Raw genomic sequence first — 16,186 nt, forward strand, 5'->3', positions numbered from 1 at the left:
CACCATAGAATTAAAAAAAGCCTTTAACAAGCACGTGTTTCAGGCAATTTCGCATTCAGCCATTTAAATCCCGTTAACAACTTTTCGTATCATGAAAAAGTTTAATCTATTCCATTGAACTTCTTTTTTATTTTTCTATTATATTTCCATAATAATATGTTCGTCATATGTCATATTATGTGTAATTAAAAAGAGATTCCTGACTGCGCAACAATAAGAAATGATTATTGAGTAACCCAATTCCTGCATAGGCAGGTATATTATTATAAATTGAGATACATCATAAAATTAGAACAGCCTTCAAAAAATAAGGATTTAAAACAATTTTGCATTCTACCATATGAATTCCGCAAGCCACTTCTAATATCATTTAAGATTTAAACCTATTCCATTGAATTCTTTTTTTACTTTTGCTATTCTGTTATACTTATAAAATTATAAGTATAACAGAATATATAATTTGTGTAATTAAAAAGAGATTCCTGCCTGCGCAGGAATAGCATTATGAAACAATATCACGACCTAGTTAAGCACGTTTTAGAAAACGGAAACGAAAAAGGAGATCGTACAGGAACTGGAACAAAAAGTGTATTTGGCTACCAAATGCGTTTTGATTTAAGTGAAGGCTTCCCGATGATTACCACTAAAAAACTCCATTTAAAATCCATTATTTACGAACTATTATGGTTTTTAAAAGGGGATACCAATATTAAATACCTAAATGAAAATGGTGTGCGAATTTGGAATGAATGGGCTGATGAAAATGGCGATTTAGGTCCTGTTTATGGTCACCAATGGCGCAATTGGAATAACGACGAGATTGACCAAATTAAAGATATTGTTGACACATTAAAATCCAATCCAAATAGCCGACGCATGTTAGTTTCGGCTTGGAACCCTTCAGTTTTACCAGACACATCCAAATCTTTTGATGAGAATGTGGCAAATGGAAAAGTGGCGCTCCCACCCTGCCATGCCTTCTTTCAATTTTATGTGGCTGATGGAAAATTATCTTGTCAGTTATATCAACGTAGTGCTGATATATTCTTGGGTGTTCCTTTTAACATCGGATCTTATGCTTTATTCACCATGATGATGGCGCAAGTTTGTGGCTATGAAGCTGGGGAATTTATCCACACCTTTGGTGACGCTCATATTTACAACAACCACCTAGAACAATTAGAACTTCAATTGTCTCGTGATATCAGACCGCTACCAAAAATGATCATAAATCCAGATGTAACCGATATTTTCGATTTTAAATTTGAAGATTTTACGTTAGAAGATTATAACCCACATCCTCACATTAAAGGGATTGTGGCTATTTAAAATAATTTCATGAAATATTTACTTTGTACTATTGCTATATTTTTTAGCCTAAATAGCTTTTCACAAGAGCCTAAAAATCAAAAAAATAAATCAGATAATCTAGAAACCTCTGATGATTCTAAAGTTAATCCTAATGAACGTGTTCCTATATATAAAGGATGTAATAAATCCCTAGATAACAAAGCACTAAAAGCTTGTTTTAACGAGAAAATAAACAAGCATGTTGGACACCATTTTAATGAGAAAATAGCGGAACAATTAGATATACCTGATGGAAGCGTAGTTAAAATAAATGTATTTTTTAAAGTATCTACTAGTGGTCAATTAGTTGATATTCAAGCGCGCGCGCCATTTCCTGAATTGGAAGCAGAAGCTATTCGTGTAATGACCTTGGTTCCTGAAATTGAACCAGGTTATATAGATGGCGAAGCTGTTCGCGTTCCGTTTTTTGTGCCTATAATATTTACAGTAACTAAGGCACCTAAAAATGCACAATATCCAAGCTTTAGAGGTTGTGAAGATTCGGTGAGTTTCGAAGATTTAAAAAACTGTACCATTAATAAAATAATGGATTATGTTAAAGTAAGCGTCAATTATGAATTGGCAGATGCCTTATTTCCATTAGAAAAAAGCACACAATTTCAAGTAAGCTTTACGATTAATGAAAAAGGAAAAGCTGAAGATATTTCCGCAAAAGCCCACCACAAAGAAATGGCTGCAGAAGCTATCCGGATTCTAAAACGCATGCCTAAAATGAAAAAACCAGGCTTCATAAATGGTAAACCTGCAAAATTCCCTGTTGAATTTTTGATGACCATTTATTTCTAAATAATTTAATCAATGCTTTTCGGTAGAAATTAGTAAATTTGTAAAAATTCAGACGATCATGTTCGGTAAGAAAAACGCATCCACTCAAGAAATCGATAAAGAGCAATTAGAACTCTTTAAAACGGCTCAAAAACGCATAAAACAAAAGAAACGTTTATACGCTCATTTTGTTGTTTTCCTTATTGGTTCCGTTTTTTTGATACTTGCCAATACCGTTTTCAAGATCGGGTTAGATTTTAAACCATTTGGAGTTAATTGGTTTGTTTACGCTATAGCTATATGGTTATTCTTATTTATTTATCATGTAATCAATGTCTTTATAACCTCTAAATTGTTAAGTAAAAAGTGGGAAGAAAAGCAATTAAATCTAATCGTAGCGAAACAAAAAGAGCGCATTGCCCAGTTAGAAACGCAAGTTGAAAACGATATGTCATTTCCCGAAAAAAAAGCATTAAAAGCGGCAGCTAAAAAAACCGACATTACCATGATTGTGGCCGCTGGCGAAAATAATTCCATAGGAAAAAACAATCAGATGATTTGGAATTTAAAAGATGATTTTAAACGCTTTAAAAGTTTAACTAGTGGACATCATATTATTATGGGTCGTAAAACATATGAAAGTTTGGATAAACCCTTACCAAATAGAACTAATGTGGTTATAACACGCCAACCAAATTACCAAGTTCCAGATGGTGTCATTGTTGTAAATAGTTTAGAAGATGCTTTGGATGCCGCTCGTGCAGACAAACAACCGTTCATTATAGGTGGTGGTGAAATCTATAAACAAGGCTTAAACTTTGCTGATAAATTAGAAATTACCCGCGTTCATGCTGAATTTGATGGCGATACATTTTTCCCAGAAATTGACATGACGAATTGGAAAGAAGTCACCCGAACAGAACATTCTAAAGATGAAAATCACGCCTACAACTTTTCATATATTACCTACATCCGATCATAATTCTTATTCTAAAAAAACTTTAAAGTGAAACTAAAAAGAAAAAGGAAACTCGTAACGTACCTTAACCTTTTAGATCAACCCATCCAATTTAACCCATTTGTATTTAGTAGAAAGTTTTTACTGTGGGCATTATTAGGTTTACTTGGCGGATTTATAGCTGGATTATACTGGATTATCCTTGAATTTCTAACGCACCAATTAGCCTTTTTTGAAGGTTGGCTTGTTATTCCAACCATGGCTATTTGTGGTTTATTAGCCGGATTAATTATTCACTTTATTGGTGATCCTGGTGAAATCCATTTAATTGTAAACAACATCCGTTTTAATAAAGGAAAGTTAGATCCAAAGAATAATCCATCCATGATTTTATCTTCTCTCCTTTGTATCGCTTCAGGTGGAAGTTTGGGTCCCGAAGCACCTCTAGTTCAGGTTATTGGTTCATCTGGAACCTATTTAGGAAAACTTTTTAGGTTAAAAGGTGAAGATTTGCGCTCCATGAGTATTGCCGGAATGGCATCTGGTTTTACTGCTATGTTTGGTGCGCCTTTAGGGGGAAGTTTATTTGCTTTAGAAATTTTACATCATAAACATGCTGTTGAATACTATAAAGCTATTATGCCTGCATTTGTTGCCAGTTGCTTTAGTTATGTTGTTTTCGCGTTAATTACTAAACTCGATCTTGGTACACTTTGGACTCTACCAACCTATGAAATGCTTAATAAATTCGATTTTTTATACGCTGTACTATTCGCCATTATAGCGGCTAGTTTTGGCTGGCTCTTTATTTTCTGCACCAAATTCTTAAAAAATCTATTTGCTAAACTTAACGTTCCCATTTATGTTAGAACCTGTATTGGTGGTATTCTACTAGGAATTATTGTGTTTTATGTGCCAATTACACGTTATTTTAGCCATTATGAGCTTTCAACACTTTTAACAAGTGAATTCTCTATAAAGATGCTCATCACCATTTTATTTTTAAAAATATTGGCTATTTCCGTAACGGTTACGTCTGGATGGCGCGGTGGATTTATAATTCCACTTTTCTTTACTGGTGCAACTTTAGGTTTAATAATTCATCATTTTATTCCGTCTATAAGTTTATCTTTAACCATTGTTAGTTGTATGGCGGCCATTAATGCTTGTGTGACAAGAACACCGATGAGTACGACCATTCTTTTAGCAACTCTAACAGGTTTCACCTATTTCATCCCCATTCTTTTTGCCAGTTTAACTGGATATTTTTTAGCGCCACGCATTCCATTTATAGGATCGCAAATGAGCGATGAAAAAGACGAGTGATATTGCCATTTTTTCTCTAATTTCGCCACATGGTTAAAGACATTCAATTGCGCGTAACTTTAGCAGAAGAAGAACGTGCTGATATTTTATTAATAAAATCATCCCAATTTCTTGATATGAGTCGGGATAAAATTTCGGGTATAAAAGTACTTCGAAAGTCTATTGATGCCCGGAAACCAAAAATTATTTTTAATTATAAAGTAGCCGTTTATATCAACGAGCCGGTACCCGAGACGTCAGAATACACCTTTGATTATAAAGATGTTTCCAATGCCAAACCTATTCATATTATTGGTTTTGGACCAGCTGGAATGTATGCTGCTTTGCGCTGTATTGAGTTAGGTTTTAAGCCCATTGTTTTAGAACGCGGTAAAAATGTTCAGGATCGTCGTCGGGATTTAAAAGCTATAAATCAAGATCATTTTGTAAATGAAGATTCCAATTATTGTTTTGGTGAAGGTGGCGCCGGAACTTATAGTGATGGAAAACTCTACACCCGAAGTTTAAAGCGTGGCGATGTTCGTCGTATTTTTGAAAACTTGGTATATCATGGTGCAACGGACCAAATTCTAGTAGACGCACATCCACATATTGGCACCAATAAATTACCTAAAGTGGTTCAGAATGTTCGTGAAACCATTTTAAAACACGGAGGCGAAATTCATTTTGAAACGCGCGTTACAAATTTCACTGTAAAGAATAATACTATTCAGGCCATTCAATTACAGAATGGCAATGAAATGACTGCCAATCGGGTTATTTTGGCAACGGGACATTCGGCCAGAGATATTTATTATTTATTACATGACAAAGAAATTGCATTGGAAGCTAAATCCTTTGCTATGGGCGTTCGTGCTGAACATCCACAAGAAATTATAGACCGTATTCAATACCATTGCAGCGGGCAACGCAGCGAATTATTGCCGGCCGCTTCTTATAGTTTGGTACAGCAAGTAAATGATCGCGGCGTATATTCATTTTGCATGTGCCCCGGCGGATTCATTGTTCCTGCAGCAACGGCAAACGGTGAAGTTGTAGTAAATGGCATGTCGCCTTCTAAACGCAATAATTTATTTGCCAATTCGGGGATTGTAGTAGAAATAAATGTAGATATAGATTTACCAAAATACGAACATTTTGGTGTTTTAAAAGGTTTAAAATATCAAGAGGATTTAGAGCGTTTAGCTTTTACCTCTGGTGGTCGCAGTCAAGCAGCTCCAGCACAACGTTTAACAGATTTTGTGCAAGGTAAATTATCATCAAGTTTAAATTCGACCTCGTATCAGCCCGGTTTAAATTCAGCGCCTTTACATTCCTTATTACCCAAATTAATAGGAAGTCGTTTGCGTCAAGGTTTTAAAGTTTTTGGTGAAAAAATGCATGGTTATTATACAGAAGAAGCCAATATTGTAGGTGTAGAATCTAGAACCTCATCACCTATTAGCATTCCAAGAACTGAAAAATTAGAACACCCTCAAATTAAAGGTTTATATCCTTGCGGCGAAGGTGGCGGTTATGCCGGCGGAATTGTTTCAGCAGCTATGGACGGTGAGCGTTGTGCGGAAGCAGCTTGCGTTTAAGTTAACAGTTTTCAGTCGCAGTCGCAGTCGCATAAAAATATGCAATTCTATGTCGGGAACACTGGTATTCAGGACGTACCTTAATCTCCAATGAATACTCAAAACCTCCATGCAAACTAATTTTAAATTTCTTATTTTTGCAACACTAAAAAATTGAAATAAATGAACGCATATATATTTCCAGGCCAAGGCGCCCAATTTTCAGGAATGGGATTAGACTTGTATGAAAAATCACCAATAGCACAAGAATTATTCGAAATAGCAAACGATATACTCGGTTTCAATATTACCGATACCATGTTTGAAGGTTCTGCTGAAGATTTAAAGCAAACTAAAGTAACCCAACCGGCTATTTTTTTGCATTCTGTAATATTGGCGAAGGTTTTAGGAAATAGTTTTAAACCAGATATGGTTGCGGGTCATTCTTTAGGTGAATTTTCTGCTTTAGTTGCCAACGGCGCTATGTCTTTTGAAGATGGGGTAAAACTAGTTTCTAAACGTGCTTTAGCTATGCAAAAAGCGTGTGAAATGAAACCAAGTACAATGGCGGCAGTTCTAGGATTAGATGATGCCCTTGTTGAAAAAATTTGTTTGGAAACTGATGGAATTGTTGTCGCTGCCAATTATAATTGTCCTGGACAATTAGTGATTTCAGGTGAAATAGACGCCATTAATAGAGCCTGTGAAGCACTAAAAGCAGCAGGTGCTAAACGTGCTTTAGTATTACCTGTTGGCGGTGCATTCCATTCGCCATTAATGGAACCAGCTCGTGAGGAACTTGCCGCAGCTATTGAAGCTACGAATTTTAGAAAACCAAATTGTCCAATTTATCAAAACGTTTCGGCATCTGCTATTTTGGATGAGGCTGCGATAAAAGCCAATCTTATTTCGCAATTAACCGCACCGGTTAAATGGACACAATCCGTACAACAAATGATTGCAGATGGTGCTACTTTATTTACAGAAGTTGGGCCTGGCAATGTTTTACAAGGTTTGGTTAGGAAAATCAACAGAGAAGCGGAAACAGCTTCAGCATCTTTTAGCACAGAATCTTAATGAAAATATCAAGAACAACTTGGATTATACTGTTAATAGTTTTTAATATAGCTATTGATCAGATTACGAAAATCATTGTAAGAGCTGATGTTATTCCTGGCAGCCAAACACCTATAATTGGTGATTATTTAACCTTACATAATGTTGAAAATTCTGGGGCCTTTTTAGGAATGGGAAGTGATTTTCCTCCTACTTTACGACTGATAGTTTTACTAATTCTTCCAACTTTAGTACTAGGATATGTAGTGTATTACATTATCAAAACTAAATCCTTGGATAAGTTTTCTTTAATTGGTTTCTGTTGTATTGTTGGCGGCGGAGCGGCTAACGTTTATGACAGAATTGTTTACGGTTCCGTAACAGATTTCTTTCACATAGATTTAGGTGGCGTTTTTAGAACCGGTATTTTCAATGTTGCAGATATGTCTGTTATGTTTGGAATGGGACTTTTATTGATCGCCACTTTTAAAGGTAAAAAAGCAGTAAAAGAAACCGCTCAATAAAGTTTCACTTTAAGACATAAAAAAACTTGTCGAATTCATTTAAACTAAATGCTTTCGACAAGTTCAAAATCTAAAAAATCATTTAAATACGTGATTTTTTAGCTAATTTCTTAATGCGTTATCTTGCTAATTCGCAGGATTTGCAATCTTTAATTTTACCGTAGTAAGTTTCACGATATTTGTGAATCGTTTGAATAGGAATACTCAAAATATGTTTCCTAATATAGGTTACCTTGGTAAGTAATTCACCCATTTTTGGTGTGAATCTTTTTTCGACTTTCGTCACGCGTTTTACTGTAATCAGTCTCATGTTATCTCGTATCATTTCATACAAAGTTACGGAATTTTTAGCTATTAGGCAAAATAACAACGCTAAAATGCTGCGAATCAGACTTACAGTAGCAATCTAATAGTAAAATTAGTGTATTGCTATCATATTCATAATGAAACAAGCCTAATTTTATGAGATCCCAAATGACAAAAGGAGAGATTTTACCTACAAATTACGAATTCTTTGTTCCCACATCCAAGCAGATAGCATGGCTTCATCTAAAGTAGACTGTGCTTTCCAACCTAATTCATTATTGGCTTTGGTGGTATCTGCATAAGCTGAAATAACATCACCTTCCCTTCTGTCAGCAATTTGATAATTCAAGTTTTTATTGGAAACACGTTCAAAAGAATTAATAACTTCCAAAACCGAACTTCCAACACCAGTACCAATATTAAAGGTTTCATAGTTGGTTGTATTCTTCTTATTCAATAAGCGTTTTAAAGCAACTACATGTGCTTTTGCTAAATCTACTACGTGAATATAATCGCGAATACAGGTACCATCAGAAGTTGGATAATCATCACCAAATACCAATAATGAATCACGTAATCCAGCACCTGTTTGGGTTATGAAGGGTACTAAATTTTGAGGCACGCCCATTGGCAATTCTCCAATTTTAGCTGTTTGGTGCGCGCCAATTGGATTAAAATAGCGTAAAGCAATCGCATTTAAATTGGGTTTGACTTTACAGGTGTCTTTTATTATTTCTTCACCTATCTGTTTGGTATTTCCATAAGGCGATTCCGCAGCTATTATAGGCGCGCTTTCAGTAATTGGCATTTCATCAGCTTGACCATAAACGGTGCATGAAGAACTGAATATAAAATTTGAATCTGGTTTTACAGCCAATTCCTGCAACAGATAAATTAAAGTATTTAAATTATTTTCATAATACATTAAAGGTTCTTGCACACTTTCGCCAACCGCTTTACTGGCAGCGAAATGAATAACGCCTGTAACATTATTATACTTTAAAAAGAAATCTTGAACAGCCGCTTTATCTCGTAAATCTAATTTTTCGAAAATGGGTGTTTTGCCCGTAATAGCTGTAATTCCTTCTAATACATTTAGAGATGAATTTGATAAATTATCAATTATAACAACCTCAAAACCTTCATTTTGCAATTCAACAACGGTATGCGATCCAATAAAACCTAAACCGCCTGTAACTAATATTCTATCCATTAATAAATTCTAAAACTTTTGAAGTGATAAATTTGATTTGATCATCATCCAATTCCGTATGCATAGGCAAGGAAATTACGTTTTGAATCAATTCATTGGTTATTGGAAAATCGGCTTCGTTATAACGTTCATCAGCATACGCTTTTTGTTTATGCAGCGGAATTGGGTAATAGACGCCACATGGAATGTCATGTGAATTTAAAAATTTTACCAAACCATCACGATCTGAATTTTTTATTTTCAAAGTATATTGATGAAATACGTGGCAATCACAAGTGGAACAATTGCCTTCACAATCCACACTTTTTCTAAACGGAATCTCTATTTTTTCGTGATTTTTAAAAACGGCATCATATTTCATAGCCGCTGCTTGCCTGGCTTTATTATAAGTATCTAAATGCGGTAATTTCGCATTTAACACCGCTGCTTGAATAGAGTCCAAACGGGAATTAACACCAACAACATCATGATGGTAGCGCTCATACATACCATGATTTACAATACCGCGAATGCTATGCGCTAAAGCATCATCATTAGTGAAAATTGCACCACCATCACCGTAACAACCTAAATTTTTAGATGGAAAGAAAGATGTAGACGACACATGACCAATAGTTCCAGCTTTTACTTTTTTGCCATTTTTGTAGGTGAAATTGGCACCAATAGCTTGCGCATTATCTTCTATTACATATAAATTACGCGCTTTTGCTAATTCCATAATGGCTTCCATATCGGCACATTGACCAAATAAATGAACCGGAACAATCGCTTTTGTTTTAGGTGTAATAGCTTTTTTAATGGCCTCAATATTAATGTTGAAATCATCTGGATTCACATCCACCAGAACTGGCGTTAGTTGTAGAAGCGCAATAACCTCAACAGTAGCCGCAAAAGTAAAATCGGCAGTAATAACCTCATCGCCGGGCTTTAAACCCAAACTCATCATTGCTATTTGCAAGGCATCCGTACCGTTAGCACATGGAATAACATGTTTAACATCCAAATACGTTTCCAGATTTTTCTGAAACTCGTGCACTTTTGGACCATTAATAAAAGACGTATTGTCAATTATTTCCTGAATATCAGAATTTACAACAGCCTTTATCGCATTATACTGACCTTTGAGGTCAACCATTTGAATTTTTCTCATATGCTACGAAATTACGAAATTCATCAACGCAAAGCAATGAAATTATTTTAAAGAAATGTATTTTAGCATCAAAGAATAACAATTGAGAATATTATATAACCTTGGTATTTATTTAGCCCAATTGATTTTGCCAATCATTGGCATGTTCAATCGTAAAATAAAATTAGGCGTTTCTGGACGTTCTCAAACCTTTGCAATTTTAGAAAACGCGCTTACTTCTTCATCCAAAACGCTTTGGTATCATTGTGCATCTTTAGGTGAATATGAACAAGGTTTACCCGTTTTTAAGGAATTACGAACTATTTATCCTGACCATAAAATTATTCTTACCTTCTTTTCTCCTTCCGGATATGACATTAGGAAAAACACAGATATTGCTGATATTGTTGTGTATTTACCATTAGATACTGTTGGAAATGCTAAACGTTTTTTAAATTTAGTAAAGCCTGAATTAACGCTATTTGTTAAGTATGATATTTGGCCGAATTATCTATTAGAATTAAAAAAACGAAACCATCGCGCACTTTTAATTTCTGCTTTATTTAGAAAAGACCAATCCTACTTTAAGTTCTATGGTGCTTTTATGCGAAAGGCTCTTTCTGCCTTTGAACATATTTTTGTTCAAGATGTAAATACACAGCATTTATTAGCAACCATAGACTATAAAGCAACGACTGTTACTGGCGATACGAGATTTGATCGAGTATACAGTCAGCTATCTCAAAACAATACACTGGATTTTATTGAAACCTTTAAGGATTATAAACTGTGCTTGGTAGCTGGAAGTACATGGCCAGAAGATGATGTTTTATTAATTGATTATATAAATAGGACGGATAAGGATATCAAGTTTATAATTGCGCCTCATAACATCAAAGCCAATCAAATTCAGAAATTACAGGAATATATATCCAAGAAAACAGTTCTTTTTTCTAAAAAAGCCAATAAAAATTTAGAAGATTATTCGGTTTTAATTATTGATACTATCGGTTTATTGACAAAGATTTACAGCTATGCTGATATTGCATATGTTGGAGGCGCCATGGGTTCAACTGGGTTACATAACACGTTGGAACCTGCAGTTTTTGGTGTTCCAATTGTTATTGGGAAGCATTTTGAGAAGTTTCCCGAAGCATTTCAAATGATTTCTGAAGGCGGAATGTTCCCAATTCAAGATAAAAAAGGATTGGAGTCCACACTAAATAATTTAATTGAAAATGAAAAATTCAGTCAAATATCTGGAAATCAGAATTATAATTTCGTAAAAAAAAGTACAGGTGCCGTAATCCAAATAATAGAGTTCATACGTATATAACTGGAATCGCGATTTTTAATGGGCTGTTAAAAAATGTTAAAATTAAATACAAAGTTTCACAATTTGTTATTAAATTCGCGCCATCAAATTAACACTAAAACTTTTAAACTAATGAAAAAATTATTATTAAGTACTGCTTTATTATTAGCCTTAGCTGTAACGTTTACTTCTTGTAGAGATGAGAAAACTGAAGTAACTATTGAAGATTCTATGGACAACACTGGAGATGCAATGGAAGATGCTGCAGATGACATGGAAGATTCTATGGAAGAAGCTGCTGATGATGCTGAAGGCGCAATGGAAGAAGCTGGGAAAGCTTTAGATAAAGCTGCTAAAGATACAGGTGATGCTTTAGACAACGCTGCTGATGCAACAAAAGATAAAGTTAACGACATTACTGACGATAATTAATTAGATTTTTAAAAATCTGATTACTAAAAGCGCTCTAACTAGAGCGCTTTTTTATTTAAACATGCAAGGTAATAACATCGTTTAACTTCGGCATGCTAACAGACCATTTTAATTCTGTTTGAATTTTCACGCGAAAGGCATCCATAGCGGCAGGTTCACCGTGAATTAAAAATACGTTTTCGGGAACATTTTTTATGCCGCCCATCCAATGCAATATATCTTTTTGATCTGCATGAGCTGATAAACTTTCTAAATGTTCTACTCGCGCTTTTACGGGATAATATTTTCCATAGAATTTAATTTCATGTGCACCGTCTAATAAAAGTCTACCACGTGTGCCTTCTGCTTGATAGCCCACTAATAAAACCGTTGTTTTTACCTCATCTATAAGTTGCTCCAAATAGGTTAAAACACGCCCTCCCGTTACCATGCCACTTCCAGCAATCACAACTTTAGCGCGTTTATCATCTATGGCTTTCCAGGTATCTCGAAACGATTCCGTAATGGTTACATGTTGACACATGGCGTCATATTCGGAAGCTGAAAGTTTATGCCAATCTGGAAACTGACGGAAAACCTCTAAAACGTTTTGCCCCATAGGACTATCTACTATGATAGGAATATTTGGAATTCGGTTCTCTTTATATAGTTTATAAAGTATGTACATGAGTGTTTGCAAGCGCTCTACAGCAAAACTTGGAATAATAAGCGCTCCTTTATTATGTATGGTTTCCTTTACCAATTCAGATAAAATGGCTTCTACATCTTCTTTAGGGTGTAATTTATTACCGTAGGTACTTTCTATAAATAAATAATCGGCCCATTCTGGTCTATTAGGAGCGTCTAATAAATAATCTTCCTGACGACCAATATCACCTGAAAACACAAATCGCTTTTCAAAAATGTCTAGTTCTATAAATGTAGCGCCTAAAATATGCCCATTATATTGAAAGCGGTATTTACAAGCGTCCGTTAAGCTTTCCCATTTTCCAGAATCTTTGGCTTCAAACAGGCCAATGGTTTTCTCGGCATCCCGAATGGTATAAAATGGCAATGCTGGTTTGTGTTTGGTATAGTTTTCTTTATTAGCTTTTTCAGCTTCCTCTTCGTGAATTTTTGCGCTATCTTTTAAAATAATTTCGGCGATAGCGAGTGTTGGTGCTGTTCCAATAATTTTACCAGTGAAACCTTGTCTCATTAAACGTGGTAAATAACCCACATGATCCAAGTGGCCATGAGTTAATAAAACAATATCTATGGAAGGAACATTAATAGGTAAATCTTGCCAATTTAGTTCCCGCAACTCTTTTAGACCTTGGAACATTCCGCAGTCTAATAAAATATTAACTTCGGTTGTTTCAATAAAATATTTTGAACCGGTTACAACTTGAGATGCACCTAAAAATGTGATTTTTACTGGATTTAATGGATTAGTCATGAATGCAAATTAGTTTAATTTCGTTTAATATTTTTTCCTTTCGAATTTGTGAAATTCCTAAATGATCCAAATAAAAAGCATCATCAATTAAATCGCGACATAGCACCACATCTCGGGTTAATAAAAATTGTTTTTCGCGTTTGGTTAATAAAGTTGAAACCGTTACTGGATATAAACCAAGCCTATCAATTCGGTCTTTGAGTCCGTCGTTTAAAGGATAATCCCAACTTAACAAGTACAAACCAATACAATTTCCAAATTGGAGTGCATCCTTTGTAAAACGTGTATTGGTAACAACCCAACCGGCGGTTAAAACATTTTCATGAGATTTAGAATCCCAAAGACGTTTTATATCTTCAAATCGAGACGCAATATAAAGTGGCACTTTAACATTACAGTTTCGTCCTTCTTCACTGTGAAATTTACATTCAGCAATAGTGGTAAATCCCTTTTTATACGCCACGACATCAACTTCATGAGCTACACAATCGCCCTGCATAATTTGCCCCACTTCCGTTTTATAACCAGAATATTTTAAAAGAGCCGCTATATATTTTTCAAAAGGAAAACCCGTTGGACCCAATTCATAAATGGCTTTTTTTAGTTTGTATTTTGAAGCATAGCCACGCTTTTCCTTTTTCAATAAGGCATAAGCTCTGTTATAAATTTCTTTGGTTGAAATGCCCTGATATAACTCATCTCGAACCGTATTCAAAATACGACTGACAATCTCTTTACTAGCTCCGGATCTATTTAAAGAACTTCTTAATTTTTCTAAAGAAAATGAAACGTATTCACCCGACGATTTTATAACATCCATACCCATTAATCTTTTTCGACTATTAAAATTTTCATGAAATTCCAAAAAAAAAAAAATCACATCTGTCTACAAGTAAGATGGTATTACTAAAAATGGAATACCGATATGAAACCCTATTTTATTAATTCTAGAGGCAAAAAAGAGATTTTCAAAGAATGAATGTTTATTATTTATCATGACCAACATATCTACGGGATGCTGCTCTTGAAACTCAACAATAGCAGGCTGAACATCGTCATTACTAACATCATGGAAATCGTGATTGCTGTTTTCTAGATATTCGTTTAGTTTTAAGCGATTTGTTTGTTGTTTAGCCGTTAACCCATTGCTTAAAGAAACATGTAAAATATGAACTTTTGCACCTTGTTCTTTTGCTATTGCTTGCAACGGCTTTAAGCTTTTAGCCTGAAAATCGATTCCATAATCTGTGGCAAATAAAATATCTTTAACTGTTTTGTATTCCGCCTTTTTAGGAATCACCAAAACAGGACATGTAGCCTTTTTAAAAACATCAACCGTGTTGGAGCCATAAAGCACTTCTTTAGATCCCGTGGTACCTTTGGTTCCCATAACCACATAATCTATTTGTTTTTGATCTACTAATTTTTTTATTTCTTTAGTTAATTCACCAGATCCGGAAATAATTTCAAACGTATGTTTTGAATTTTTATATAACGTTGTTACTTTATGCAATATCTCTTGTAATCTCTCCTTAGAAGCCTTTTTAGCTGTTTCCTCCACGCCAATTTCCGCGGCACTGATTTGCATTTGCGCCATATTTTCTAGTATGGATTCATAACTATGAAGTAAATAAAAATGGCAGCTGTCTTTTGAAAACATCTTCAAAGCGTGATTAATAGCGTGAATTGAATTATCGGAGAAATCTGTTGGTAATAAAATATTTTTCATCTAATTTATTTTTTATAAAGATTAATTATTGAAGCCTTAAATTACAATAAACGTAAGGCGGTACTATAAATAAATATTGCTTGTATAGTTGATTTTGTATTTATTATTTCAAAAAAAAACACATCTATTGGTACACACTATTTGCAACACAACCTAAAATGCATATTTAAAAAGCTACTCAATTTAATTATAAATTTTTTATTGGCATGAAGGAATTACTAAAAACGGAATATCAATATGAAAGCCTATTTGATCTATACGTGATTTAAAAAAGAGATTTTCAAAGAAGGAATGCTTATTATTAATCATCACCAACATATCTACCGGATAATTCTTTTGAAAATCTACAATAGCTAGCGATACGCCTTCATTCCGTAAATCATAAAAATCATGTTTGATAGTCCTTAAATAATTTTTTAATGTGGCGCGATTTGCTATTTGTTTTTCAGTTAAATCATCGCCAAAAGATACATGTAAAACATGAACCCGAGCACTATTTTTATTTACGATATTTAGAAATGGCATCAGATTTTTATCCTGATAATCTATTCCAAAATCTGTTGGAAACAACACATATTCTGGTTTAGAAAAAACCGCTGATTTGGGAATGGCTAAAACAGGACAAGTAGCATTTTTAAATACATGAACAGCATTTGAACCAAAAAGAACCTCTTTAGCACCCGTAGCACCTTGAGTTCCCATAACCACATAATCAATATTTTTTTTGTCTACCACATTTTTAATTTCCTGCGTAAGGGTACTAAAAGACGATATGGTTTCTAGAGTATGATTGTCATTATTAAATTTTGCTTTTAATTTAAGAACAAGCTCTGTTAAACGCTCTACAGACGCTAATTTTACCGTTTCCATTAAATCAAATTGTGCCGCTCTGGTTTGCATATAATCCATATTATAAATCACCGGCGTATAGGTATTCAATAAATAAAAGGTACAAGTTTCATCTGCAAAAAGCTGTAATGCGTGATCTATAGCGTGAAGGGAATTACCAGAGAAATCAGTGGGTAGTAAAATATTTTTCATCGGACTAGTTTTAAATGGTTATGG

16 protein-coding genes are annotated in these 16,186 nt (G+C 34.4%); 9 read left to right on the top strand and 7 right to left on the bottom strand.

Annotation, left to right across the window (positions count from 1 at the left end; genetic code table 11):
• Window positions 1-504 precede the first annotated feature (504 nt).
• From ES674_RS00455 to lspA, 7 genes are all read left to right on the top strand, one after another.
• The gene (locus ES674_RS00455; RefSeq protein ID WP_148402023.1) at window positions 505-1,329 is read left to right on the top strand and encodes a thymidylate synthase; all 825 of its coding nucleotides are present in this window, start codon (window positions 505-507) and stop codon (window positions 1,327-1,329) included.
• 9 nt (window positions 1,330-1,338) lie between these two features.
• Window positions 1,339-2,157, top strand: a complete 819-nt coding sequence (locus tag ES674_RS00460) for an energy transducer TonB (protein WP_148402024.1) — start codon at window positions 1,339-1,341, stop codon at window positions 2,155-2,157.
• A gap of 58 nt (window positions 2,158-2,215) precedes the next feature.
• Window positions 2,216-3,118, top strand: a complete 903-nt coding sequence (locus tag ES674_RS00465; protein ID WP_148402025.1) for a dihydrofolate reductase — start codon at window positions 2,216-2,218, stop codon at window positions 3,116-3,118.
• 24 nt (window positions 3,119-3,142) lie between these two features.
• A complete protein-coding gene (locus tag ES674_RS00470; protein WP_148402026.1) occupies window positions 3,143-4,420 on the top strand; it encodes a chloride channel protein in 1,278 nt (425 codons plus the stop codon).
• Window positions 4,421-4,449: 29 nt separating this feature from the next.
• Window positions 4,450-6,000, top strand: a complete 1,551-nt coding sequence (locus ES674_RS00475) for an NAD(P)/FAD-dependent oxidoreductase (RefSeq protein ID WP_148402027.1) — start codon at window positions 4,450-4,452, stop codon at window positions 5,998-6,000.
• 162 nt (window positions 6,001-6,162) lie between these two features.
• The gene (gene fabD, locus ES674_RS00480; protein WP_148402028.1) at window positions 6,163-7,056 is read left to right on the top strand and encodes an ACP S-malonyltransferase; all 894 of its coding nucleotides are present in this window, start codon (window positions 6,163-6,165) and stop codon (window positions 7,054-7,056) included.
• Complete coding sequence (gene lspA, locus ES674_RS00485; RefSeq protein WP_148402029.1) at window positions 7,056-7,559, top strand: signal peptidase II; 504 nt, start codon at window positions 7,056-7,058, stop codon at window positions 7,557-7,559. Before fabD ends, lspA begins: the two co-directional genes overlap by 1 nt.
• A 118-nt stretch (window positions 7,560-7,677) precedes the next feature.
• Here lspA and ES674_RS00490 read toward each other — a convergent pair whose 3' ends face one another.
• The 3 genes from ES674_RS00490 to ES674_RS00500 all read right to left on the bottom strand — a co-directional run bounded on the left by ES674_RS00490 (window position 7,678) and on the right by ES674_RS00500 (window position 10,228).
• On the bottom strand, window positions 7,678-7,869 hold the full coding sequence (locus ES674_RS00490) for a hypothetical protein (RefSeq protein WP_148402030.1): 192 nt from the start codon (window positions 7,867-7,869) through the stop codon (window positions 7,678-7,680).
• A gap of 186 nt (window positions 7,870-8,055) precedes the next feature.
• Window positions 8,056-9,078 (bottom strand): UDP-glucose 4-epimerase GalE, encoded by a 1,023-nt coding sequence (galE, locus tag ES674_RS00495; protein ID WP_148402031.1) that lies wholly within the window; start codon window positions 9,076-9,078, stop codon window positions 8,056-8,058.
• Window positions 9,071-10,228 carry a DegT/DnrJ/EryC1/StrS family aminotransferase gene (locus tag ES674_RS00500; protein ID WP_148402032.1) on the bottom strand — a complete coding sequence of 386 codons (1,158 nt, stop codon included), beginning with the start codon at window positions 10,226-10,228 and terminating at the stop codon, window positions 9,071-9,073. Before ES674_RS00500 ends, galE begins: the two co-directional genes overlap by 8 nt.
• Window positions 10,229-10,310: 82 nt before the next feature.
• On the opposite strand from ES674_RS00500, the gene ES674_RS00505 reads away from it, so the two are divergent.
• Complete coding sequence (locus ES674_RS00505) at window positions 10,311-11,543, top strand: 3-deoxy-D-manno-octulosonic acid transferase (RefSeq protein WP_246125943.1); 1,233 nt, start codon at window positions 10,311-10,313, stop codon at window positions 11,541-11,543.
• Between the two features lie 111 nt (window positions 11,544-11,654).
• The gene (locus ES674_RS00510) at window positions 11,655-11,954 is read left to right on the top strand and encodes a hypothetical protein (RefSeq protein ID WP_148402033.1); all 300 of its coding nucleotides are present in this window, start codon (window positions 11,655-11,657) and stop codon (window positions 11,952-11,954) included.
• 55 nt (window positions 11,955-12,009) lie between these two features.
• Here ES674_RS00510 and ES674_RS00515 read toward each other — a convergent pair whose 3' ends face one another.
• The 4 genes from ES674_RS00515 to ES674_RS00530 all read right to left on the bottom strand — a co-directional run bounded on the left by ES674_RS00515 (window position 12,010) and on the right by ES674_RS00530 (window position 16,162).
• A complete protein-coding gene (locus tag ES674_RS00515) occupies window positions 12,010-13,392 on the bottom strand; it encodes an MBL fold metallo-hydrolase RNA specificity domain-containing protein (RefSeq protein ID WP_148402034.1) in 1,383 nt (460 codons plus the stop codon).
• Entirely contained in the window at window positions 13,385-14,212 is an 828-nt protein-coding gene (locus ES674_RS00520) for an ATP cone domain-containing protein (RefSeq protein WP_246125944.1), read from the bottom strand. Before ES674_RS00520 ends, ES674_RS00515 begins: the two co-directional genes overlap by 8 nt.
• Window positions 14,213-14,278: 66 nt before the next feature.
• Window positions 14,279-15,121 (bottom strand): universal stress protein, encoded by an 843-nt coding sequence (locus ES674_RS00525; protein WP_148402035.1) that lies wholly within the window; start codon window positions 15,119-15,121, stop codon window positions 14,279-14,281.
• 198 nt (window positions 15,122-15,319) lie between these two features.
• Window positions 15,320-16,162, bottom strand: a complete 843-nt coding sequence (locus ES674_RS00530) for a universal stress protein (RefSeq protein ID WP_148402036.1) — start codon at window positions 16,160-16,162, stop codon at window positions 15,320-15,322.
• Between the last annotated feature and the right edge of the window lie 24 nt (window positions 16,163-16,186).

This window comes from Bizionia myxarmorum, from assembly GCF_008086205.1.
GTDB classification, from domain to species: Bacteria; Bacteroidota; Bacteroidia; order Flavobacteriales; family Flavobacteriaceae; genus Algorimicrobium; species Algorimicrobium myxarmorum.